This window comes from Chromobacterium vaccinii, from assembly GCF_001855275.1.
GTDB classification, from domain to species: Bacteria; Pseudomonadota; Gammaproteobacteria; order Burkholderiales; family Chromobacteriaceae; genus Chromobacterium; species Chromobacterium vaccinii.
In genome coordinates this window covers 662,405-686,257 of record NZ_CP017707.1, presented here as the reverse complement: position 1 = coordinate 686,257, position 23,853 = coordinate 662,405, and the positions used below count along the sequence as shown (strand labels likewise).

Genomic DNA, 23,853 nt, shown 5'->3' with positions numbered 1-23,853 from the left:
TCTTGTTTTTCACGTTGAAGACGGTCATGGGCAAAATCCGGGTAGGTTTGATTTTTGGCGGGCAGTCGTCCGAGCACGAGGTGTCTTTGCAATCGGCCAGGAATATTCTGGAAGCGATAGATGGCGATCGTTTCGACGTGTCGTTGATCGGCGTGGACAAACAGGGCCATTGGCATGTCAGCCATTCGTCCAACTACCTGTTGAATGCGGACGACCCCGCACGCATCGCGCTGCGGGAGTCCGGTGAGAACCTGGCGCTGGTGCCGGGCGAGCAGTCAGGTCAATTGCGCGCGGCTGCCGACGCATCGCCGCTGGCGCAGATCGACGTGGCTTTCCCCATCGTCCACGGCACGCAGGGCGAGGATGGTTGTTTGCAAGGCCTGCTCAGGATGGCCAATATCCCTTTTGTCGGCGCCAGCGTGCTGGGATCGGCGGTGTGCATGGACAAAGATGTGGCCAAGCGGCTGCTGCGGGATGCCGGTCTGAGAGTGGCTCCCTTTGTCACATTGACTCGCGCCAAGGCTGTGCAGGCCGATCTCACGGCCATCGTCGAGCAATTGGGATTGCCGCTGTTCGTCAAGCCTGCCAACCAAGGGTCATCGGTGGGCGTCAGCAAGGTAAAGCGCGTGGAAGAACTGCGCGTCGCGCTGGACGAGGCCTTTCGTTACGACCACAAGGTTTTGGTGGAGCAGGCGGTGATCGGCAGGGAAATCGAATGCGCAGTGCTTGGCAACGAATATCCCCAGGCCAGCGGTTGCGGCGAGATCGTGCTCAACGATGAATTCTATGCCTACGACACCAAGTATCTGAACGAAAGCGGCGCTCGCGTGGCTGTGCCAGCCGACATTCCGGACGATGCGTGCCAGCGCATTCGCGACATTGCCATTCAGGCCTTCCAAGCGCTGGAGTGCAGCGGCATGGCGCGGGTGGATGTATTCCTGACGCCTGGTGGCGAGGTGGTGATCAATGAGTTGAACACGCTGCCGGGCTTCACCAACATCAGCATGTATCCCAAACTCTGGCAGGCTGCGGGCATGTCGTATCGCGACCTGATCACGGCGCTGATTGAGCTGGCGCTGGAGCGAGGCTGTTTGGACGATGGTTTGAGCCGCAGCCATATCCAAGTCTAGGCAAGATGCCGCTCTGCTAACGGTACGGCGCGAGTAGAGCGGAGGAGCCTAGGCCATGGCTAAAAACAGGCAGCGATCGCCCACGCGAAAATCCCATACAGGCCGCCAACCATCACCAGCGCCCGGCCGTCTACCGCGCCGCGCCGAAAATTCAACCAGAGAAAAGCGACAGCCAGCGCCGTGATCGCGCCCGCGGCAAGCAAGGGGCCATCAAACAGCCAAGGGGTGAACATCAGCCCCAGCGCGCTGGGAATGGTGGCTTGAATCATCATCGCGCCGGAAATATTGGCCAGCGCCAGCCGCTCCTTCCCTTGGCGCACCCAGATCAATGCGTTCATGATTTCCGGCAGCTCGGTCGCAACCGGGCTGAGCAACAAGGCAGTCAGATGCGGGGACCAGCCCATGGCCAGGCCAATGGCTTCAAGCTGGCCGACAAAGGTATGGGAAGCCAGGCCGATGACGCTCAAAGCCAGCAGAGTCTGGAGACAGGGCCAGGCCAGCGAGGTTTCGCCGGCGGAAGGGCGGATTTTCAACGGCTCTAGGTCTTCCTCGTCCGCCGCGGTTTCCGCATCTCGTATTTCACGCCAGACATAGACGACGTAAGCAGCCAAAAACGCCAAGCCAAGCCAGGGCTTGATGGCAAAAGCAAACAAGCCCAATCCAACCTTCAGCGCGAACACGGCAAAGAAAACAGCCTGATCCCGGCTGAGCCCGGCATGGTCAGCCTGCGTTTGTCCGGAAGAGCGTCCCAATCGTTTTCGGTTCAAGAGAAGGGCTAGCCCGACAACGGCGTAGGCTAGGGTGGCCAGAACCAACGGCCCGCCCATTGCCGCGCCGACGCCAAGGCTTTTCTGTTCAGGCGTGTTGCCGAATGCCACGGCCATCAGCGTTACCGCGCATTCCGGCAGCGCGGTCCCGAATGCCGCAAGCACCGAGCCTATGGCGGTGGCGCCCAAATTCAAGCGGCGGCCAAGCCATTCGACGCCATTGACGAAATACTCGCAGGCGACATAGATCGCGCTGGCGGACAGAAAAAACAGAACAAGCGTGACAAGCATGAAAGCGATCCGGCCGGGCAAGCGAATACCGATGGCGCGCGATGCGGCTTGCCCGGCTGGCAAACGCATCGCGGCCAAAGGTCTTGCCTGGCTTGCCTTGCTGAAAACAGCACAAAGGCAAACTGCCCACACCATGAGACATGCGATCTCAAGCTTGTTGACGCGGGCTTTCCGGACCGGCCGGAAATGGCTACTCCCCAATGACTGAGAGGGAGATGCTACCAGCTTTCATCAAGTAATCCTTGATGTGATTGTTCGTGGATTGTTACATGATTTTGGCGATTTTGCCTCTGCTTTTGATTGGCATGCGTTGGGGGTAGCGGATCAGCATGGCGCTTTCTTTTCGGCGCCACCGTTTTTTCATCCGAGGCGGCAGACGCTCTTGCGGCTGGAGGCTATTGTCACCAAGACACCACAGCGACAAAGCTGAATTCCCATTGTCATGCCGCATGCAGATTGTGCGAGCGGCATTTGCGAAAAATGAGAATGGAGTGGGTTTGCAAGGGGTTTCTGGCCATGTTCGCGCTCAGATTTCCATCCAATACAAATCAGTGCATTTACATAGTTAGTTTTTTTACCTTTTTTTTGCAAATGATCATGCAATTATTTTCCAGTCGGATAATTGATCAATTTCTCATCAAGACCCATTGCTGGTTTGTTCATATATTCCAGCTAGGCGTGAATGACTGCCCGGCTGGTTTGGGTGTTGTTCATCGTTTCCATGAGTTATCGCGCTTATCCTGGGCGTGAATCTGGTTGAGCGCAGCCTGGAGTGCGGGCTGCGTGATGTGGCATTGAGTTGAGTGGTTCGACTAACACGAAATGGAATAGTTAGTATTTCTATTTCGCTTGCAATCTGATTTGCAGTCGATGTGTGCAACGACGCCTCAATATGGAAGACCAGCATGTTCTACGACTTCTATTTTCCGCTTGTTTCCGCGCTGTCCTCCCCATCCTTGCCGGAAGGCATGTGGGTCAAATTACGCAATGCCAGATTTCTTTCGGCCTCCATGGACTTGGTGCGCCACGTCCAGGATGGCGAGGGTGGGCAGGATGCCTCGTACTGGCTGCAACTGCACGCGGACCTGCAATTGGCTATGGGTTTGGAGTGCGATGCCGAAGAATCGTACCGGCAAGCCTGCCGGGCGATGCGAGCCTCAAAAGAGGAGATGCGGGCACTTTCCTCCCGCAATATGGGATGGCAGCAATTGTTTCGCCGCCGTTTCAGCACGGCTATCGGGTGCTTCACTCGGTTGGTCAACGAGCCGGACATCGATCCCCGCCGCAGGGTCGAGGGGATGTTCGGCATCATGAGCATCTTGTTCGAGCTGGGGCATCTGAACGATGCCGAGGATATGTTGAACGATATCGCCGCCAAGGCGGAGGAACTGCCGGCTTCCGATGAGGAGCGTTCGAACTGGCGCGGCCTGATCCGGGCGATGTACGCGGACTTGGCGGTGCAGCGCATGCTGCGCCATGCCCCCCAGCTATCCGATCACATCTATTGGCATTCCGGAAGGCTGAACGATTTCATGGCCTTGCGTGACGCGCCGGAGGGCATTCCGCAGTGCGCGCGCGGCAGCAACGATATCGAGTTGCCGGTGCTGAGGGCGCGGCTGGACTTCAAGGAATCATTGAATCGCTTGGCCAATGGCAACAAAGAGGAGCGAGACAGGTTGCTGGCGCATCTAGATTGGGCTGACTCAAATAGTCTTAAGGCGTACCAGAATTCCCTGCGGCAGGAAATCGCGCTGGCCAGCTTGGTTGGCGATTACCCGCAGCTGGCGGAAATGGTGTTGCGGCCATTGAACGCCGACGCGCGCGCCGGAAGCGGCCATCGCCAACTGGAAACCTTGTACTGTCTGTCCAAGGTCAATCAGGCCCAAGGCTATACCGATCGCGCACGCCAGTTGTACAGCAAGTATGCGATGGCCGCGGCGCATTGCATTCGGGAGGGGGCGGGAGTGGTGGCGCAGAACGGTCCCAAGAACCATGGCCAGGGGGTCAGCAATGACATTACGGCGAGGCTGCCGGCCAAATATCGCCGCGCTTACCAATACCTGCTGGACAATTTGGAGCGCAGTGACCTTTCCATACGCGAGATCGCCGTGGAAATCGGCGTAACGGTTCGCGCTCTGCAAAATACTTTCCGCAGCAATCTGGGCTCCACGCCATCTGAAATCATTCGCCAGGAGCGGATGGTCAGAATACGGCGGGAGCTGCAAAGCGATGATTCAAAGGTGGGGCAGAAGGTGAGGGAGGTGGGCAACAAGTGGGGCGTGCCGAATCGATCCACCCTGCTGAATGCGTACAAACGGCAATTCAATGAAGCGCCATCCCAAACATTGAATCGGAAGTGAAGCTATTTTTTGGAGAGCATTTATGTAACATGCTGAGTCTGAATTGACAAGTCGATACTGACCTAAATGACAGGTTATTTTTTTGGGGTTGTTGCTTCGGTGATGGCTGCCCTTTCGAAAATGACATCGATATTTGGCATTTTGGATAATGCATGAAAAAACTCTTGCCATTAGTAATTATGCGACTTTATATTATGCCGACCAGTTCTTTTCATATGCCGTTCCAGATTGGATAGCCTTGGCATTTGAGCTGGATCAAATGAAACGCTCTTTCCATACCATCAAATTGCCTGGCTTGGCCGCCGGCCTTCCATTTTCAGGGCCGGCGGCGGCATCGCTTTTTCTTTATTCCTCGATTTTCTTTTGAGAGGGAATTGTCGCTTGAATGGCGATGGCTGGATTCGCATTGCGCCAAAAATAGATCAAGCGTTTGAATGAGGCTGCGAAAGACTGGCGGTGCCGATGGTGTCTCAGCAATAGAATTGCATTCGCAAAGAGGGTTGAAAGAATATGTCTCAAAAGCAAGACCACCTTGCGAGCCAGCAATTTATCTTTGGCGACTTTGTATTGCAAGCGGACGGCGTGTTGCTGCATCGTAATCTGCAAGTCGATATCCCACCGAAGGAACTGGCGGTTCTGACTGCGTTGCTGCAGGCCTCGGGCGCGCTGATAAGCAAGAACGAACTGCTGGAGAAAGTCTGGCTGGATGGGGATGTCGCGCAGGAGTCCTTATGCCGCTGCATCTACGCTTTGCGGCGTATTCTTTGCGAGAACAAAACCAACCGCTACATCGAAACCGTCTACGGCAAGGGTTACCGATTCTGCCGGCATGTGGCTTTCGTCTCCGCGCCGCCCCAGCAGGCTAGGCGCTACACCCTCGCTATCTTGCCTTTTCGCTCCGATGCGCCGCTGGAGGCAGAGGTCCTTCATACCGAGCTGGTGCAGCATCTTTCAGGCTATGCGCCGTCCCATCTTTCGGTCCTGCCGGCAAGCCTGACCCGGGACTGCCAGGACATGGACAAGATCATGTCCATGGTTGATCGATTGGCCCCCGATTACTATCTCGCCGGCCAGATCCATCGGCATGACGAAAGCTGTCGTTTGAACCTGGAGCTGGTACGGACCGAAGGACACCGGGTGCTGTTGCATGACAATGTGCAGTTGCCGCCGGACCTGCCTGCCGCCGCGCTCCGCGCCCACTTGGGGCGACTGGTGGTGCAATGCGTTCCGGCGCTGCAGGGCACGCCGGGCGAGGTGGCCGAATTCCGGTCGATGGAAGCCGCGATCGCCTATTTGAACGGCCGGAACGATCTTCAGCAATACACGCCGGCCAGCCTGAAAAGAGCATTGGCCCTGTTTTGCCAACAGGTCAGCGCCAGTTCGCGTGAAATCCAACCTTATTGCTGTCTGGCCGAGTGCTACCTGTCCATGGCCCAACTGGGCCTGTTCGATCAGGAGCAGGCGATCGAGCGGGCCTGGCAGCTGGTCAGCAAGGCGGTTGAGCTTAAGGCCGATCATCCTCAGGCGCTCAGCCTGCTGGCGAGAATCAGCAGCTTGCGCGGCCAGTCGGTCATCGCGGAGACGCTGTTCCGGCAGGCAAGGCTGCTGGCGCCGGATTCGATCGATATCTATTACCACTATGCCTGGCACCTGTTTCTGTGCGGCAAGCTGGAAGAGGCCCAGCATGAGTTGGACTGCTGTCTGGGGCGAGATCCGTCGCGCATCGCCGCCAGCATTCTCAAGGTGTGGATCTCCTACTGCCAACACGATTTGGAAGAGGCCATCGCATTGGGAATGCGGCAGTTGAATCAGCATGGCCAGGACCATCCGGTGCTGCAAAGCAATCTTGGCCTTTTGCTGGCGGTGAAGGGCGACCTCGCCGCCGCGGCCGAACTGGCTCGCCGCGTCCGCGATTCCGGCAACGAGGTGGGCATGCTCGCCGCGCATAATCTGTATATCCGCAGCAGAGTGGAGGGGCCGTCGGCCATTCCCGCCATTCGTAGCTACCTGCGCGGCATCGACAGCCGGCATGTGCGTACCAGCCTGTTGCCGCTGGTTCTGGAAATCGATGGCGTGGAAGCGGCTCAGCTCTATTGGCAGACGCTGGAGAAGGAGGATTATGTGTGGCTCCGGGTTTGGCGTTTCGACCCGCGTTTGCAGCCGCTGTTTTCCGGCCGCAACATGGCGGTATAGTTTCCGCGATTCATTCCGGCGGCAGGCTGTGTCCGTCATTGTCGTCAGTTCCCGTCATCAAGCTGGGCCGGTTTTGCCGGCCCAGCTGTTTTTATGCCGTTTACGATGCGAGGGCCGCCTGGCTCGAGTCCTTCTTTGCGCCTTGGCGGTCGGCGCCTAGCAGCAGGTAGGTGGCCGGCACCACGAACAGTGTGAACAAGGTGCCGATGGACAGGCCGGCGAAGATGACGATGCCCATCGCGTTGCGCCCCGCCGCGCCGGCGCCGGAGGCCAGCACCAGGGGCAGCACGCCCAGCGCCATCGCGGCCGTTGTCATCAGGATGGGGCGCAGCCGGATGCCCGCCGCCTCTTCCAGTGCTTCTCGTTTGCTCCGCCCCGCGCGTTGCAGCTCGTTCGCGTATTGCACGATCAGAATGCCGTGCTTGCTGATCAACCCCATCAGCGTGACCAGTCCCACCTGGGTGTAGATGTTGAGCGTGGCGAGGCCGACGTTGATGAAGACCATCGCGCCGAACAAGGCCATCGGCACCGATACCAGGATGACCATCGGGTCGCGGAAGCTTTCAAACTGCGCGGCCAGCACCAGATAGACGATGATTGCCGCCAGAAGCAGCACGATGACAAACCCGCCGGTTTCCTGCATGTACTGGCGGGATGGCCCGGAGTAGTCCACCGAGTAGCCGCTGGGCGCCACTTCAGCCAGCGTCTTGCGCATGAAGTCCAGCGCCTCGCCCTGGGAAAGGCCGATCAAGGGCACTCCGGACAGTGTGGCTGAGTTCTGTTGCTGGAAGCGGTAAATGGCGGCGGGCGCCACTTCCTGCTGCAGATGGGCGACAGAGGAGGCCGGAACGATGCCGCCGCCCGGCGTGCGCAGCTTGTAATCCAGAACCTGGGACGGATTCAGCCGGTCGCTTTGCTTCATTTGCGGAATCACCTTGTAGGAGCGGCCGTCGATGGAGAAGTAATTGACGTAGGCGCCGCCCAACGCCGCGCCCAGCGCCTGGCCGACATCGCTCTGGGTCATGCCCAGCATGGCGACTTTGTCGCGGTCTATGACCAGCGAGGATTGCGGCCGGTCCACCTTGAGGTCTGAGTCGACGAAGAAAAACCTCCCGCTCGCCTGCGCCTTGGCCAGCACGGCCTGCGCCACGCCGTTCAGCTTGTCCACCGGCTCGGCGGTGCGGATCACGAATTGCATCGGCAGCCCCTGGGCGCCGGGAAGGGAGGGGAGCTGGAACGCGGCGACCCGCGCGCCCGCCACGGCCGACCACTCCTTCTGCATTTCCTGCTGAAGCTTGGTGGCGCTCAGCTTGCGCTCGTCCCAGGGTTTCAGCAGCATGCCGCCTATGCTCTGATTGACGGTCGGCGTGCCGGTCATCTGGAACATCTGCGAGTACTCAGGCCGCTTTCTGGCGATTTCATACACCTGGTCGGCATAGGTCTGCATCTGCTGGATGGTGGCGTTGGGCGGGCCCTGGACATGCGCCAGCACGATGCCTTGATCTTCCTGAGGCGCCAGTTCCGACATCGCGGTCATGAACAGATAGATCAGGCCGCACAAGATCAGGCCGCCCATCGCCACCCATACCTGCCAGGTGTCCAGCGCGCTTTTCAGCATGCGCTCGTAGCGGTGCTGAATGCGCTCCATTCTCCGGTCCATGAAGCGGGCCAGCCGGCCGGGCTGGTGGCCGGCGCGCATCAGGCCTGCGCTCATCATCGGCGACAGCGTCAGCGCGATCACGCCCGATATCGTCACCGCTCCGGCCAGCGTGAAGGCGAATTCGGTGAATAACGCGCCGGTGAGGCCGCCCTGAAAGCCGATGGGCATGTAGGCGGCGATCAGCACCGCCGTCATGGCGACGACCGGGCCGGCCAGCTGCCGCGCGGCCAGCAGCGAGGCCTCCAGCGCCGAAAGGCCGTCTTCGCGCATGTGGCGGTCCACGTTTTCGATGACGATGATGGCGTCGTCCACCACCAGGCCGATGGCCAGCACCAGCGCCAGCAGGGTCAGCAGATTGATGGTGTAACCCAGCATCTGCATGATGATGAAGGTGCCGATCAGCGACAGCGGAATGGCGATCACCGGCACGATCACTGCGCGCATATTGCCCAGAAACAGGAAAACCACCGCCGACACGATGATGAACGCTTCGATCAACGTCTTCACCACTTCGTTGACCGAGATGTTGATGGCGTCGGTGGCGTCGAAGACGATGCTGCTCTTCAGGCCGGTGGGCATCTCTTTCTGCAGTTCGGGGAAGGCCGCGCGCACGCGTTTGGCCACGTCCAGCGCGTTGGCGCCCGGGGCGACCTTGACGCCGAGGAATACCGAACGCTTGCCGTCGAAAGACACGCTGGAGTCGTAGTTGTCGGCGCCTAGCACCACATTGGCCACGTCGGACAGACGCACCAGCGCGCCGTTCTCCTGCTTGATCACCAGTTTCTTGAATTCATCCACCGAGTGCAGCTCGGTGCCGGCGTTCAGATTGACGCTGACCATTTGGCCCTTGGTCGCGCCCAGCGTCGTCAAATAGTTGTTGCTGGCCAGCGCGGCGTAGACTTCGTTGGCGGTGACGTTGTGGGCGGCCAGCCGGGTGGAGTCCAGCCAGGCCCTCAGCGCGAACTGGCGGTCGCCCAGCATCTGGGTTTTCTGCACGCCTTCGATGGAGTCCAGCTTGGGTTTGACCACGCGCAGCAGGTAGTCGGTGATGTGGTTGCCCGGCAGCTCGTCGCTGTAAAAACCCAGATACATCGCATCGGTGGTCTGGCCTATCTGCACGTTCAGCGTAGGCTGCTGCGCTTGCTGCGGCAGCTGGTTCTTCATCGACTGGACCTGGGTGTTGATCTCGGTCAGCGCTTTGTTGGGGTCGTAGTTCAGCCGCAGCGTGGCGACGATAGTGGACATGCCGCTGGAGCTGGTGGACGAGATGTAGTCCACGCCCTGGGCCTGGGCGACGGCGCTTTCCAGCGGCTGGGTGATGAAGCCGGCCACCGTGTCGGCGCTGGCGCCGTAATAGGCGGTGCTGATGGTGACGATCGCATTTTCGGTCTTCGGGTATTCGCTGACTTTCAGCGAGGAGAACGCATGCAGCCCAAGCACCAGGATCAGCAGGTTGAGGGTAATGGCCAGCACCGGCCGGTGGATGAAGATGTCAGTGAATTTCATCTGGCCGTCCTTATTGTTCCTGCGGAGCCGGATTGGCTTCGCTGGCGGGCTGGACTTGGTTGTCGACGACCAGCGCGGTGCCGTTCTTGAGCTTGAGCTGGCCGCTGGTCACCACCTGGTCGCCGGCCTGGATGCCTTTCAGGATGGCCACCTGGTCGCCGCGGGTAGGGCCCGTGGTGACAAACACCTGCTCGGCCACCGGCAGCGTCTTACCGTCTTCGCCGGCCTTGGTTCCCGGCTTGACGATGAAGGCCGTGGCGCCGTAGGCGTTGTAGGACAGCGCGGCCTGGGAGAGGGTCAGGTGGCGCTGACGGGCGCCGGCATCGATGCGGATATTGGCGTACATGCCAGGCAGCAGCTTCTGCTGGTGGTTGGCGAGCTGGGCCTCCACCCGTACCGAGCGGGTGGCATCGTCCACCTTGGGGCTGATGGAGGTGACCTTGCCGCCGAACCATTGCCCGGCGCGCGCGTTGGTTTCCACGTTGACGGTCTGGCCGGGCGAGAGCTGGCCTAATTGTTCTTGCGGCACGCTGAAGTCGACGAACAATGGGTCCAGCGCCTGCAGCGTGACGATGGCGTCGCCGGGCTTCAAGTACTGGCCCGGATTGACGGTGCGTATGCCCAGTTTGCCGGCGAAGGCTGCGCGTATCGTTTTCTTGTCCACCAGCGCCTGTTGCTGCCGGGCCAGCGCCTGCTTGCTTTTCAGGTCGGCCGCCGACGCATCCAGCGTGGCCTTGGGGATGGCCTTGATCTCGTATTGGGTGCGGTCGCGGTCATAGGCCGTCTTCGCCAGTTCGGCGGCGGCCTTGTGGGATTGCAGCAGCGCGATGTCGTCGGCGTCGTTCAGCTCCAGCAGCACTTGTCCGGCTTTCACCTCCTCCCCGGACTTGAAACGTACCTGACGGATCAGGCCTGCCACCTCGGTGGTGACGTCCACGCCCTGGGCGGCGCGGATGCTGCCCACCGCGTGGATTTGCGGCTGCCAGGTCTGGTAGCCGGCGCGGGCCGTGCTGACCGTGACCGGTTGCGCCGACATCTCGCCGACGAATTTGGCGATCATATAACCCTTGAGAAAATTGAATCCGACCAGCGCGCCGAACAGCAGCGCCAGACAGATCAGCATCACGATCATCCGCTTCCGCAGCGGTCGCGGAGTCGGCAGGGTGGTTGTGGTCATCGGGTATTCTCCTGTTGCGGCGGTGCGGCCGTTTTCTCGGTTTCGTCCTGACGCCAGCCGCCGCCCAGCGCCTGGAACAGCGCGGCGGTGTCGGCATAGCGAGCGGCCCGGGCCTGGGCCAGCGCGATGGTGGTCTGTTGGTATTGGCGTTGAGCATCCAGCAGCGACAGATAGCCGATGGCGCCCAGGCCGTATTGCTTGCGCGCAAGCTCAAGGGTGTCGCGGGCGGAGGACCAGGCCTGGGTTTGGGCGCGCAGGCCTGCCGCGTCGTTGTCCAGCGCGCGCAGCGCGTCGGCTACGTTCTGGAAAGCGGACAGCACGGTTTCGCGGTATTGGGCTTCGGCTTGTTCGTACGCCGCTTCGGCCGCGCGCTTGCGCGAGCGCAGTTCCCCGCCGTGGAACAGCGGCTGGGCGAGTCCCGCGCCGAAGTTCCACACGGCAGCCGCCGGGGTGAGCAACTGCGATCCCGACCCCGCCTGGCTGCCGTAGCCGGCGGACAAGGTCAGTTGGGGATAGAGCGCGGCGGCGGCCACGCCCACCTGGGCGCTGGCCTGACGCAACAAAGCCTCCGAGGCCAGAATGTCGGGACGCCGACGCGCCAGTTCGGACGGCACGCTGACGGGCAGGCTGTCCGGCAGCGTGAACATGTCCAGGTGGAAAGCCGGAAGTCCGCCTTCTCCAGGCAGGCGCCCGGACAAAGCGGCCAGCCGATGCCGGGTTTGAGCCAGGGATTGGCGCAGCGGCGCCAGCGAAGCTTCGGTCTGCGCCAGCTGGGTTTGCTGCGACAGCACGTCGGTGCGCGCCGCGCCGCCGGCGTCGAATTGCCGGCGCAGCACGTCCAGCTGGCTGGCCTGGTCGGCCGCGATGCGTTCGGTGGCCTCGATCTGCGCCCGCAGCGAGGCTTCCTGCACGGCGGAGGTGACCAGATTGGCGCTCAGCGCCAGGTAGGCCGCGCGCAGCTGGAAGCCTTGGTAATCCACGCTTGCCTGTAGCTTTTCCAATTCGCGGCGGGTTCCGCCGAACAGATCGAAGCGGTAGCTGACGTTGACCGAGGCGTTGTACAGGTTCAGCGCGCTGGCGAAGTCGGGTTGGCCGAACGGGATGCCGTTGATCTTTTGCCGCTGTGCGCCCAGTTGACCATCCACTCTGGGCAAGGACTGGCCGCCGCGTTCGGACTGATAGATTTCTCCCGCCTGGCGCAACGCCGCCTGCGCAGCGGCGATATTGGGGCTGCGCGCCAGCGCGTCGCGGATCAAGCCGTCCAGCGCTTCGCTGCGGAACAGTTTCCACCAGTCGGCGGGAATGTCCTCGCCAGCGGAAAACCGTTGAGCCAGGCCTCCCGGCCCCGGGCTGTCGACAGTCTGCGCGGGCAAGGCTGTTTCGGTGTAGCGGTCTGCCTGAAGCGTGGCGGGACGGCGGTATTCCGGACCGACGGCGCATGCCGACAGTGCGGCGGCGAGGGCCGCGGCGCAAATCAACCGCGGCGCGCGCGACGGGATCGTTCTGTCGGCGCGCGGCCGAAAACCTTCGATCATTCAGTCACCTCATGATGTTGCTATGCGTGAAGCCGGCTTCCGCCGCAAGCGCGGACGGGCGTGAGGATTTGCCAGGGCAGGCCGCTGATCTTGTCCGGCCTCTCCTTCGAGCCGGCGCCGGTTGGGCGATGGCTGACAGGCGAAGGACAAACCGCAGGGGCGAAACAAGGACGGATTTCCGCTTCCGGCTTACGGCGAAATCCCGCAGACAAAACCGATTCGATGGCCGGCATGGTTTCGACCGTTGGAAACGCCACTCCCGGCATGCGGCTCAATATATCCCGGCTTTGTTTTTTCACTCCGGGCAATGGGAAGCGCGGCGGATGGAGGCGAAATATCGCGCATTCGCATTTGATTCCCCTGGTTCGCCTATCCGGATGGCGGGGGATGCCGCTTTGCTATAGTCGCCGGCAATCGATCCGTCGCGCCAATTGCGTCAGTAAAACCCATGCGCATGGCAAGCGGCTGAATGGATCGACGCCGGCCGGACCCGGTTTTATCGGGGAACGGCCGTGACAATTTGTCGCCATCGCTGCGATGCGAACGCTGAGCGCGCTTCGCATTCCTGAACATTGGGGTGTCCGTCGAAATGGCTGAGATTGAAAAGTTCAATAATGAACATTTGCAGGAGCTGGCCCAGTCCTATTTGCAGGCCGCGATCGCGGAATCGGCGGAGGCGGCGGCAGGCTCCTCGGCTTCATTCGATATTGCCGCGCCATTCGGCGAGTTGGGCCTGGATTCCTTTCGCATTCTGAAAGTCATCAAACGGCTGGAGTGCGATTTCGGCACCTTGCCGAAAACCCTGCTGTTCGAGTATTTCAATATCGAATTGCTGGCCGCTTATTTCGTCAGCCGTCACGCGGCGGCGCTGGCTGAAAAATGCGGCGCTTCTGTCGCTGCGCAGCCTGCCGCTGCGAGCGTGTTCCCGGCCGCAAGCGCGGCGGCGCCGGCGATGCCGGCCGACAGCATACGCATGCTGGAAAAGAATCTGTCCGCGCATCCGGAATTGCAGGCGCGGATGGAAAAGCTGTTCGCCGAACACAAGAACGAAGGCAGCGTATCCCGCGGCACCCGCAACATCGCTCCCAATCTGTTCATCGGCGCGGCCCGCCGTGGCTATTTTCATTACGGCCGCTACAAGGAGCTGGTGATGGCCTACGCCTACACCGGCCCGGCAGAGCATTTCGCGGATCTTGCCGCCGAATTCCATCGCTACTGCGAATCGCGAGGCTACCAGCTGAACATGCTGACCGACGCGCCGGTGGAGACGGTGGGCGAGACGGCGTTCTCCTCCACGCCTTTCGGCGTGGTGCAGCGGGTGCTGGACATCGGTTCGTTCACTTTGGAAGGCGGCGCGATGCGCCGGCTGCGCTATCAGGTATCCAAATTCGAGAAGGCCGGCGAGGGGCGCACGGTCGAGTACCGCTGTGGAACGGACGCCAAGGTGGATGGCGAGATCGCGGCTGTCATTGATCGCTGGTGCGAAGCCAAGCCCATGGTCAATCCGCTGATCCGCATCGTGCGCGAGGAAATCCTGGCCGGCCGCCTGGATGCGCAGCATCGCTTGTTCCTGACCTATTTGGACGGCGCGCTGCAAAACGTGATCCTGATCTCGGCGATGAGCGCAGCCGAACATAAAGGCTACCTGATGGACCTCGAGTTCTATCCGAAGGACATGCCGCTGGGCGGCCTGGAATTCGCGATAGTCAATATCATCGGCGCGCTGGCGCAAGAAGGCTGCGACATGCTCAGCCTGGGCGGCACCTACGGCTGCCGGCTGGAGGGCAGCGGCAACGCCGATCCGGAGGTAGATCGCATCCTGGACGACTTGCACCGCCAGGGCATCTTCAACGACGAAGGCAATCTGCAATTCAAGAACAAGTTCCGTCCGGAAAACCGCACCATCTACCTGAGCCGTCCGGCTGACAGCGGCCGCGCCGACAATGTGATCGACATTATCTTGATGATCGCCGATCCGGAACGGGCCCAGACCCCGGACGACGAGAATCATAATCTGTCTGCGTCCGGCGCAAGCGAGGCGATGGCCCAGCCTATCATCGCGATGGATCCGCCGGCCATCCGGCCTGCCGCAACGGAGGCCGAGGTGGCGGCCGGCACAGCGCCGCAGGGCGCGGCGCGGCTGGATGGCGAGCGGGTCCGCGCCCTGGAGGCTTGCGGCTTCAATCCGCACAATCTGGCGGCGGCGCAGGTGGAATTCGATCTGCGGACCGACTCGTGGGCGCAGCTGGAAACCCCGGCGGTGAGCCGCCGCATCGATTATCTTCGCGCCAAGTTGCAGCAACCGGCCAATATCGAAGCCGAACTGAAGCGGCTGCTGGGCTTCGAGTATTGTTTGCCGGCCGAGTCCGGCCGCGCTGCGGAGAGCTTGTTGTGCAAGGCATGGCCGAAACGCGGCCGCGTGTTGGAGAACCTGCTGTTTCCGTCGGGACTGTTCCACCAGATAGACCAGGGCTACGAACCCTGCGAGCTGCCGCACCCGGCGGCGCTGCGGCCGGATGCGGGCGAGCCGTTCAAGGGCAATCTCGATTGGGACGCGCTACGCGCGCAGACGGCTGACCATGCCGGGGACATCGCCTTCGTCTGCGTGGAGGTGTGCAACAACGCCTGCGGCGGCCAGCCCGCCGCGCTGTCCCACTTGAAGAAGGTCAAGGAGCTGCTGTCGGCGCATGGCATCGCGCTGGTGATCGACGCCACCCGGGTGCTGGAAAACGCGTTATTGCTGATTCGGCGAGAAACTGGCCAGACCGGGCGCGATGTTTGGGAGCTGGCGCGCGAAATACTGGACTGCGCCGATATTGTCACAGCCTCGCTGGCCAAGGACTTTGGCGTCAACCGCGGCGGGGTGGTCGCGGTGAGGGACGCAGGCCTGTTTCGGCGACTGCAGGAGCAGCAGCGGCGCGATGGCGGCGGATTGGATGTGCTCGACAAAAAACTCGTCGGGCACGCGCTGGCGGAAAGCGATTGGGCATCCGCTCAGGCCGCGCGCCGCGTGGAGTCGTCCGAAAAACTGTGGCAGGCGCTAAAAAACGCCGGTGCGCCGATCATGTCGCCGGCCGGCGGCCATTGCGTGGTCGTCGATGTCGCGCGCATGCCTGAGTTTTCCGGCTTCGCCCATCCGCTGCCATCCTTCCTGGCCTGGTTGTATTTGAGCACGGGCATCCGCGCCGGCGCGCACAGCGCCGGCATGCGACAGAACGGGCCGCTGGGCGGCATGATCAGGCTGGCGGTGCCCCTGGGGCTGAAAGCGGCGGAAATCGATGAACTGGCCGCGCGGCTGGCCCAGGCCTTCCGCGAGCGGGCGAATATTCCCGAGGTCGAGCCGGTCGGCGGCAAGCAGGCCGCCGCCGGCGACATGCATGCCGAGCATGGCCTGATCCGCTACCACCGCCTCCGCCCTGGCGCGGAATCGGCGGCGTCTGCGCCCGAAGCGCGCGCGGAGGCCTCATCGGCGATGGCGTCCGCACCGGTCGCCACGCGCGCCGCGGGCGATATCGCCGTGGTGGGCATGGCCGGACGCTATCCGCAGGCCGGCACGCTGGCCGAGTTCTGGGACAATCTGCGCGAGGGCCGCGACTGCGTGACCGAGATGCCGGCAGAGCGGCTGGCCCTGCGCGCCAGCCGCGTTTTCAACTGCGCCTACCGCGGCGGCTTCATCGACGGCATCGACCGTTTCGATTCGCTGTTCTTCAACATTTCGCCGCGCGAAGCGGAAATGCTGGACCCTCAGGAACGGTTGTTCCTGGAGGTGGCCTGGGAGGCGGTGGAAGACGCCGGCTATTATCCGGAAATCCTCGGCGGGCCGGACGGCGGCCGCAAAGTGGGCGTCTTCGTCGGCGCGGTGTGGGCGATGTACCAGGTGGCCGGCGTGGAAGCCAAGCTGGCCGGCGCCGAGGTCCACCCCAATTCCTTCCAGTGGAGCATTGCCAACCGCGTGTCCTACTGGATGAACCTGAACGGGCCCAGCCTGTCGGTGGACACCGCCTGCTCGTCCAGCCTGACCGCCCTGCATCTGGCTTGCGAGGCGATACGCAACGGCGATTGCGCTAGCGCCATCGTCGGCGGCGTCAATTTGGATGCGCACCAGCACAAATTCGACATCAACCAGGCCGGCGGCGCCTTGTCCCCCGACGGCGTATGCCGCACCTTCGGCGCCGGAGCCAACGGCTATGTGGCCGGCGAAGGGGTGGGCGCGCTGTTGCTCAAACCGCTGGATCAGGCATTGCTTGACCGCGATCAGGTCTACGGCGTGATCCGCGCCTCCGCCGTCAACCACGGCGGGCGCTCCGGCGGCTACACCGTGCCCAATCCCAAGGCCCAGGGCGAATTGATCGCCGAGGCGCTGAGCCGCGCGCGCGTCGATGCGTCCTCCATCGGCTACATCGAGGCGCACGGCACCGGCACGGAACTGGGCGATCCGGTCGAGATCGCCGGCCTCGGCCATGCCTTCGCCGGTCAGGCGGCCCAGAGCTGCGCGATAGGTTCGGTGAAAACCAATATCGGCCATCTGGAGGCCGCCGCGGGCGTGGCGGGCGTCAGCAAGGCGCTGCTGCAGATCAAGCACCGCCAGCTCGCGCCGTCGCTGCACGCCGAGACGCTGAACGCGCACATCGATTTCGCCGCGTCGCCATTCCAGGTGCAGCGCGAGCTGGCGCCGTGGCTGCCCAAAGACGGCGCGCCGCTGCGCGCCGGGGTCAGCTCCTTCGGCGCGGGCGGCGCCAACGCCCACGTGGTGCTGGAGCAGTATCCCGATGAGCCGACGCGGCCGGAAAGCGCCGGCCTGAGGGTATTCCCTCTGTCTGCCCGCAGCGAGGAACAGCTGAAGCTGATGGCGTATCGTCTGGCCGCCCATCTGCGGCGCCCTGATGCCGGGCGCCGGCTCTCCGACATCGCCTACACGCTGCAGCGCGGCCGCAAGTCCTTCGACTGCCGCTTGGCGGTACTGGCGGACAGCGTCGACGCCTTGGCGGACAAATTGGCGGCCTTCGCCGCTGGACGAGCCGACCCGGACGTTTTGAGCGGCAACGCGCGCGGCGCCGAGGGCGTCGCCCGCCTGTTGAGCCGAAGGGAGACCGAGCAGCTGGTGGGCCTGCTGTCCGCAAGCCGGGACCCGCGCAAACTGGCGCAATTGTGGCTGGAGGGCCTGCTGCCGGATTGCCGCGGCATCGAAAGCGAGGGCCGCCGGGTGTCGCTGCCGACCTATCCCTTCGCCGACAAGCGGCACTGGATTTCCCGCGGCGAATCCGCGGCGGCCGGCGCGCCGCAAGCCGCGCTGCATCCGCTGCTGGACAGCAACGAGTCCACCTTCGAGCGCCAGCTCTTCCGCAAGACCTTCCGCGCCGGCGAGTACTTCCTCGCCGACCACGTGGTGTCCGGCATTCCCACCTTGCCCGGCACCGCTTATCTGGAGCTGGCGCGCAAAGCGGGCGAATTGGCCGCGGGCCGTCCGGTGGCGCGGCTGCGCAACGTCACCTGGGTCAGCCCGCTGGCATTGGAAGACGGCGGCAGCCGCGAGGCTTTTGTCGAGCTGAAGCCTGACGGCGAGGCGGTGGCTTTCGAAGTGCGCGGCGGCGAGTCGCGCCAGCTGCATGCCCAGGGCCGCTTGTTCTACGCCGACGGCGGCGATGCGCCCGAGGAGAGGATAGATCTGGATGCCATCCGCGCCCGCTGCGGCCGGACGCTGGCCGCCGGCGAGGTGTACGCGGCTTTCGCCGCCGCCGGCATGGCCTACGGCCCCGGCTTCCGCGTGCTTTCCGAGGTGCGCTGCGGCGATGGCGAGACGCTGGGCCGTTTGGAGCTGCCCGCCGTTTGCGCCGCCGACTTCGACAGCCTGCCGCTGCATCCCAGCCTGCTGGACGCGGCGATGCAGGCCGGCGTGGCGGCCTTGCTGGGCGCATCCGGAGAGGCGAGGGTGCCGTACTCGTTGGGCGAGGTGGAGATGCTCCGCCCGCTGCCGCGCGTTTGCTACAGCCACGTGGTTTACGGCAGCCGCGGCGCGTCAGGCGTCGCGCGCGACGAGGTGGCCATCGTCGACGAGGATGGCCGCGTGCTGGTGCGCATCCATGAAACCGTCGGCGTGCCCTTGGCCAGTGTGCACGACAAACCCGTCGTCCGGGCCGGGCCGGCCGAAGCGTTCGAGATGCTGCATTACGGCTGCGAGTGGCAGGCCGCACCGCTGGACGCGGAGCGCGCGGATGCCGTCCCCGGCCGGCTGGTGCTGTTCGACACCGATCGGGCGCTGTTCGAGGCATGCATCCGCCGCGGACTGAAGGCCGCGCTGGTTCTGCGCGCCGACCGCTACGCCGAAGCCGGGGATCATGTCTACGAGGTGGATGCGTCCCGGCCGCAGGACATTGCCCGCGCGTTGGCCGCGCTGGCGGAGGCCGGTTGGCCTTTGGAAAGGATTTGCTACGCTTGGCCGGCGGGAGAGGCTGGCGATGAAGCCGGGTTGCGGCAGGCCCTGGACCGCGGCGTGGGCGGCATGCTGTGGCTGTGCCAGGCGCTGATCGAGCGCAAGCCCGCCGCCGCGCAACTGCTGTATCTGCATAGAGGAGATGGGACGCAGCCGCACAATGAGGCGATTCATGGCTTCGCCCGTTCGCTGGAGCTGGAAAACCCCAAGTTGTCCTGCAAGACGCTGCAATTGCCGGACGGGTTCGACGCCGACGAAACGCTGGCGGCGGCGATGGCGGAATTCAGCGCCGCCACGGCGGCGGACAAGGCCGTGCGTTACGCCGGCGGCGGCCGGCAGGCGCGCGTTCTGCGCCGCTTGTCGCTGGATGCGGCGGATGCCGGCCGTCCGGCATTGCGGCAGGGCGGCTCCTATCTGATCACCGGCGGAGCCGGCGGGCTGGGTCTGATCTTCGCCGGACATCTGGCGGAGCGCTGCCGCGCCAGGCTGACGCTGACAGGCCGTTCCGCGCGGACTCCAGAGCTGGAGGCCATGCTGGAAGCGCTGCGCGCCAAGGGGGGCGAGGCGTCATATCTGCAGGCCGATGTGGCGACCGAGGATGGCGCGCGCGCGGCAGTGGAGGCTGCCCGGGCCCGATTCGGCCGGCTGGACGGCATCCTGCACGGCGCGGGGGTGCTGCGTGATTCGCTGATGCGCAAGAAGACGCGGGAAGACATGGACGCGGTGCTCGCGCCCAAGGTTCTGGGCGCCTTCCATCTGGACCGCGCCGTCGGCGACGGCGAGCTGGACTTCTTCGCGATGTTCTCTTCGCTGGCGGCGATAGGCGGCAACGCCGGCCAGTGCGATTACGCGTTCGCCAACCACTATCTGGATGCCTTCGCCGCCTGGCGCGACGCGCAGCGGCAGGCCGGCCGGCGGCAGGGGCGCAGCCTGAGCCTGAATTGGCCGTTGTGGGCCGAGGGCGGCATGCGGCTGGACGAGCAGACCGAGAAAATGTTCCGCCACAACCTGGGCATGGAGCCGCTGGCGACTCAGGATGGCCTGGCGGCTTTCGAGACGGCGCTGGCGTCGCCGCGCCATCAGGTCGCGGTGGTCAGCGGCGTGCGCGACAAGCTGGAAAAGGCCTGGGGCCTGTCGCCGCGGGCGGCGGCGCCGACCCAGGCCGGCGGGGCGGATACGGGAGGCGGCGCGCTGCGGGCGGCAGTCGCTGAGAAACTGAAGTCGATCGTGACCGGGCTGTTGAAGCTGGGCGACGACGACTATTCGACCGACACCATGCTGCTGGACCTGGGGTTCGACTCCATCGGCCTGACCGCTTTCGCCAACGCGCTCAACGAGGCCTATGGACTGGAAGTCAACCCGGTGCTGTTCTTCGAGCATCCGACGCCGGCCGCAGTGGCGGACGCGCTGTGCGGCGAACACGCCGCCGCCGCGCGCCGCATACACGGCGGCGCGGCGGCGGCCTCGCAGCCCGTCGCGGCCAAGCCTGCGGCGTTGCCGAGCGGCATCGACAAGGGTTGGCGCGCGCCCGCCGCGGACAGACCTGCCGGCGGCAACCGTTTCGCCCGGCAACCCATCGCCATTGTCGGCATCGCCGGGGTGATGCCGCAGTCGGAAAACCTGCAAGCCTTTTGGGACAGCCTCAGTCGAGAGCGCAACCTGGTCACGGAAATCCCGCGCGACCGCTGGATCTGGGAACACGTGCACGGCGAGCCGGTCAAGGACGCCAACAAGTCCTACTCGCGCTGGGGCGGCTTCATGAAGGAAGTGGACAAGTTCGATCCGCTGTTTTTCGGCATCACCCCCCGCGAAGCCGAGATGATGGACCCACAGCAGCGCTTGCTGATCCAGACCGTGTGGGCGGCGGTAGAGGATGCCGGCCACAAGATGTCCGATCTGTCCGGCACCCGCACCGGCCTGTTCGTCGGCGCCTCCTCGCAGGATTACGTGGATGTGCTGGCCGACAGCGGCGCTTCGCTGGACGGCTATTCGGCTTCCGGCAACTCCCATTCCATCCTGGCCAACCGCATCTCCTTCCTGTTCAACCTGCGCGGCCCGAGCGCGCCGCTGGACACCGCCTGCTCCAGCTCGCTGGTGGCCTTGCACCGGGCGGTCGAGTCCATCCACACCGGCAGCAGTGAGATGGCCATCGTCGCGGGCGTGCAGGTGATGCTGACGCCCACCGCCCATATCTCGCTGAGCGCAGCCGGCATGCTGAGTCCGGAGGGCAAGTGCAAGACTTTCGACAAGTCCGCCGATGGCTATGTGCGCGGCGAGGGCGTGGGCGCGATGCTGATCAAGCCGCTGGACACAGCGTTGGCCGACGGCGATCCGATCTACGCGGTGGTCAGATCCACATCGGAAAACCACGGCGGCCGCGTCAGCAATCTGACCGCGCCCAACCCCAAGGCGCAGATCGAACTGCTGACTGACGCCTACGATCAGGCCGGCATCGACCCCGCCACCGTCGGCTATATCGAATGCCACGGCACCGGCACCAGCCTGGGCGATCCCATAGAGATCCAGGCGCTGAAGAAATCCTTCGCCGATCTGTACGCGAAACACGGCCGCGCGGCGCCGGCCGCGCCGCACTGCGGCTTGAGCTCGGTGAAAACCAATATCGGCCACCTGGAGCCGGCGGCCGGCATGGCCGGCATGCTCAAAGCGCTGCTGGCGATGCGCAACCGGCAAATACCGGCGCTGCTGCATTTCGACGCGCTCAATCCCTACATCGATCTGGCCGGCAGCCCGTTCTACATCGTCGACAAGACCACGCCTTGGGCCGCGCCGCGGAATGCAAGCGGCGAGGCGCTGCCGCGGCGGGCCGGTGTCAGCGCCTTTGGCTGGGGGGGCGCCAATGCCCACGTGGTGCTTGAGGAGCACGTCCCGTCAGCGCGCCGTCCGGCGGCGGCGGGCCCGCAGTTGCTGGTGCTGTCGGCCAAGAACGATGAGCGGCTGCGCGCCAGCGCGGCGAATCTGGCCGTCTACCTGCGCCGGCATGATGTCGATCTGGCCGATCTGGCCTACACGCTGCAATTGGGCCGCGAAGAAATGGACGAACGGCTGGCGCTGGCCGCCTCGACCCGCGAGGAGTGGATCGCCGGCCTGGAGGCGTATGCGGGAGGGCGGGAGGCCGATGGCCTGCTGAGCGGCCGCGCGGCGCGCAAGCTGGCCGAAGAGGATGCGCTGCGTCCCGGCGACGGCGACGACTTGAGCCGCCTGGCCGAAGCCTGGGTGGCGGGCCGCCGCGTCGAGTGGGCGGGACTGCATGCCGGCGCGGATCGCCGCCGGCTGAATCTGCCCGGCTATCCCTTCGCCCGAGAGCGCTATTGGATAGCGCCTGCCCCGGTCGAGCGCGGCGCGCCGGTATCGGTATTGCGCGGAGCGCAGGTGGGGCGCGTGCTGGCGCGCCCCGCATGGACGCCGCTTGCCGCGGCCGTCCGCAAAACCGAGGGCGATTTCAGCCGCCGCGAGCTGCTGTTGTGCGGCCTGCCCGCGATCCATGCCGCCAGCCTGGCCGGCAAACTGGGTTGCGACGACGCTTCGCACGCGGCGATGCCGTCCGACGCCGGCTTGGCCGAGCGCTACCGCGCAGTCGCCGTGGATTGCTTCGAAAGGCTGCAGCGCCTGCTGCGAGCCAAACCGGCTGGGCGGATTCTGTTCCAGATCGTTGTCGCGGAAAGCGGAGACGGCGCGTTGCTGGCCGGCTTGGAAGGCCTGGTCCGCAGCGCCCGGCTGGAACATGGCGGCCTGGCGGCGCAACTGGTGCTGTTGGGCGATGCCTGCTCCGAGGCCGTTTTGGCCGAGAGGCTGAAGTTGGCGGCCGCCGCGCCGGACGAAGCCGTGCTGCGGTTCGCCGGCCGCGAGGCCGGCGTCAAGCGCTGGCATGAGGCGGATGCGCCCAAGCAGGCCGCGCCGGCCTTGCGCGCCGGCGGCGTCTACCTGATCACCGGCGGTTTGGGCGGGCTGGGGCGCATCTTCGCCCGCGACATCCTGGCGCGGGCCGTTGACGCCATCGTGGTGCTGACCGGCCGCGGCGGCGAGGATGGGGAGCGGCTGGCCGAGCTGAAACGCCTGGCCGCGGAGGCTTCCGTCCCGCCGGCTCGCCTGGCCTACCTGCGGATGGACCCGGCGGATCCGGCCCAGGTGGAGGCCGCCATCGCGGAAACGCTCAGCCGCTTCGGCGCGCTCAATGGCGTGATCCACAGCGCCGGCATGACCCGGGACGGGCTGATCGCCGGCAAAACCCGAGCGGATTTCGAGCAGGTGCTGGCGCCCAAGGTGGACGGCGCGGCGAACCTGGATGCCGCCCTGGATGCCGCGACCAGCGAGCTGGATCTGGATTTTCTGGCGTTGTTCTCCTCGGCCAGCGCCGTTTTCGGCAACGCCGGCCAGGCCGACTACGCGGCGGCCAACGGTTTCCTCGATCAATTCGCCCATTGGCGCAACGGACAGGCGGCGGCCGGGCTGCGCAGCGGGCTGACGCTGTCGATCAACTGGCCGCTGTGGGAAGAGGGCGGCATGGGGCTGCCGGCCAAGGCCCGGGTCCGCATGCTGGAAGCGACAGGCATGTTGCCGATGCGCAGCGAAACCGGCTTGGCAGCCTGGCATGACTGCCTGGCGGCCGGCGGCGGGCAGACGCTGGTGATGGAAGGACAGACGCCGCGGCTGAGACGGCTGCTGTCCGGCAACGAGGCGGACGGGGCCCCGCGGCCGTCCGCGCCGGCGCGCAGTCTGGCCGCCGACAAGCTGCGGCAGCTGGTGCTCGCCGATTTGCGTGGTTTTCTTGCAAAGGAAGTCTGAT

10 protein-coding genes and 1 riboswitch are annotated in these 23,853 nt (G+C 64.2%); of the genes, 5 read left to right on the top strand and 5 right to left on the bottom strand.

The genetic code is table 11. From position 1 onward, the window contains the following. Window positions 1-26: 26 nt before the first annotated feature. Window positions 27-1,130 carry a D-alanine--D-alanine ligase gene (gene ddlA, locus BKX93_RS03070; protein ID WP_070981666.1) on the top strand — a complete coding sequence of 368 codons (1,104 nt, stop codon included), beginning with the start codon at window positions 27-29 and terminating at the stop codon, window positions 1,128-1,130. A 59-nt stretch (window positions 1,131-1,189) separates the two neighbouring features. Here ddlA and BKX93_RS03065 read toward each other — a convergent pair whose 3' ends face one another. Continuing rightward, a complete protein-coding gene (locus BKX93_RS03065) occupies window positions 1,190-2,257 on the bottom strand; it encodes a sodium:calcium antiporter (protein ID WP_244887269.1) in 1,068 nt (355 codons plus the stop codon). Then, window positions 2,234-2,399: riboswitch (yybP-ykoY riboswitch) on the bottom strand. It overlaps the preceding gene by 24 nt. Window positions 2,400-3,093: 694 nt before the next feature. Here BKX93_RS03065 and BKX93_RS03055 point away from each other — a divergent pair. Together BKX93_RS03055 and BKX93_RS24450 are read left to right on the top strand one after the other, a co-directional pair. Then, window positions 3,094-4,548 carry a helix-turn-helix transcriptional regulator gene (locus tag BKX93_RS03055; protein WP_046166750.1) on the top strand — a complete coding sequence of 485 codons (1,455 nt, stop codon included), beginning with the start codon at window positions 3,094-3,096 and terminating at the stop codon, window positions 4,546-4,548. Window positions 4,549-4,696: 148 nt separating this feature from the next. Continuing rightward, window positions 4,697-4,915 carry a hypothetical protein gene (locus BKX93_RS24450; protein WP_144408730.1) on the top strand — a complete coding sequence of 73 codons (219 nt, stop codon included), beginning with the start codon at window positions 4,697-4,699 and terminating at the stop codon, window positions 4,913-4,915. Here BKX93_RS24450 and BKX93_RS25030 read toward each other — a convergent pair. Then, the gene (locus BKX93_RS25030) at window positions 4,894-5,142 is read right to left on the bottom strand and encodes a hypothetical protein (RefSeq protein ID WP_186009564.1); all 249 of its coding nucleotides are present in this window, start codon (window positions 5,140-5,142) and stop codon (window positions 4,894-4,896) included. The genes BKX93_RS24450 and BKX93_RS25030 overlap by 22 nt on opposite strands. On the opposite strand from BKX93_RS25030, the gene BKX93_RS03050 reads away from it, so the two are divergent. Further along, a complete protein-coding gene (locus BKX93_RS03050; protein ID WP_070978692.1) occupies window positions 5,059-6,741 on the top strand; it encodes a HilA/EilA family virulence transcriptional regulator in 1,683 nt (560 codons plus the stop codon). The genes BKX93_RS25030 and BKX93_RS03050 overlap by 84 nt on opposite strands. A gap of 100 nt (window positions 6,742-6,841) precedes the next feature. Here the strand turns inward: BKX93_RS03050 and BKX93_RS03045 are convergent, their stop codons facing one another. Genes BKX93_RS03045 through BKX93_RS03035 form a run of 3 tightly spaced genes read right to left on the bottom strand, consistent with a single transcriptional unit; the run spans window position 6,842 to window position 12,619 of the window. Next, a complete protein-coding gene (locus BKX93_RS03045; protein WP_070978690.1) occupies window positions 6,842-9,907 on the bottom strand; it encodes an efflux RND transporter permease subunit in 3,066 nt (1,021 codons plus the stop codon). A 10-nt stretch (window positions 9,908-9,917) separates the two neighbouring features. Beyond that, window positions 9,918-11,084: an efflux RND transporter periplasmic adaptor subunit gene (locus tag BKX93_RS03040; RefSeq protein ID WP_244887226.1), complete on the bottom strand. Its 1,167-nt coding sequence runs from the start codon at window positions 11,082-11,084 to the stop codon at window positions 9,918-9,920. Beyond that, complete coding sequence (locus BKX93_RS03035) at window positions 11,081-12,619, bottom strand: efflux transporter outer membrane subunit (RefSeq protein WP_070978688.1); 1,539 nt, start codon at window positions 12,617-12,619, stop codon at window positions 11,081-11,083. Before BKX93_RS03035 ends, BKX93_RS03040 begins: the two co-directional genes overlap by 4 nt. A gap of 589 nt (window positions 12,620-13,208) precedes the next feature. On the opposite strand from BKX93_RS03035, the gene BKX93_RS03030 reads away from it, so the two are divergent. Beyond that, entirely contained in the window at window positions 13,209-23,852 is a 10,644-nt protein-coding gene (locus tag BKX93_RS03030) for an SDR family NAD(P)-dependent oxidoreductase (RefSeq protein WP_070978687.1), read from the top strand. Window position 23,853 lies beyond the last annotated feature (1 nt).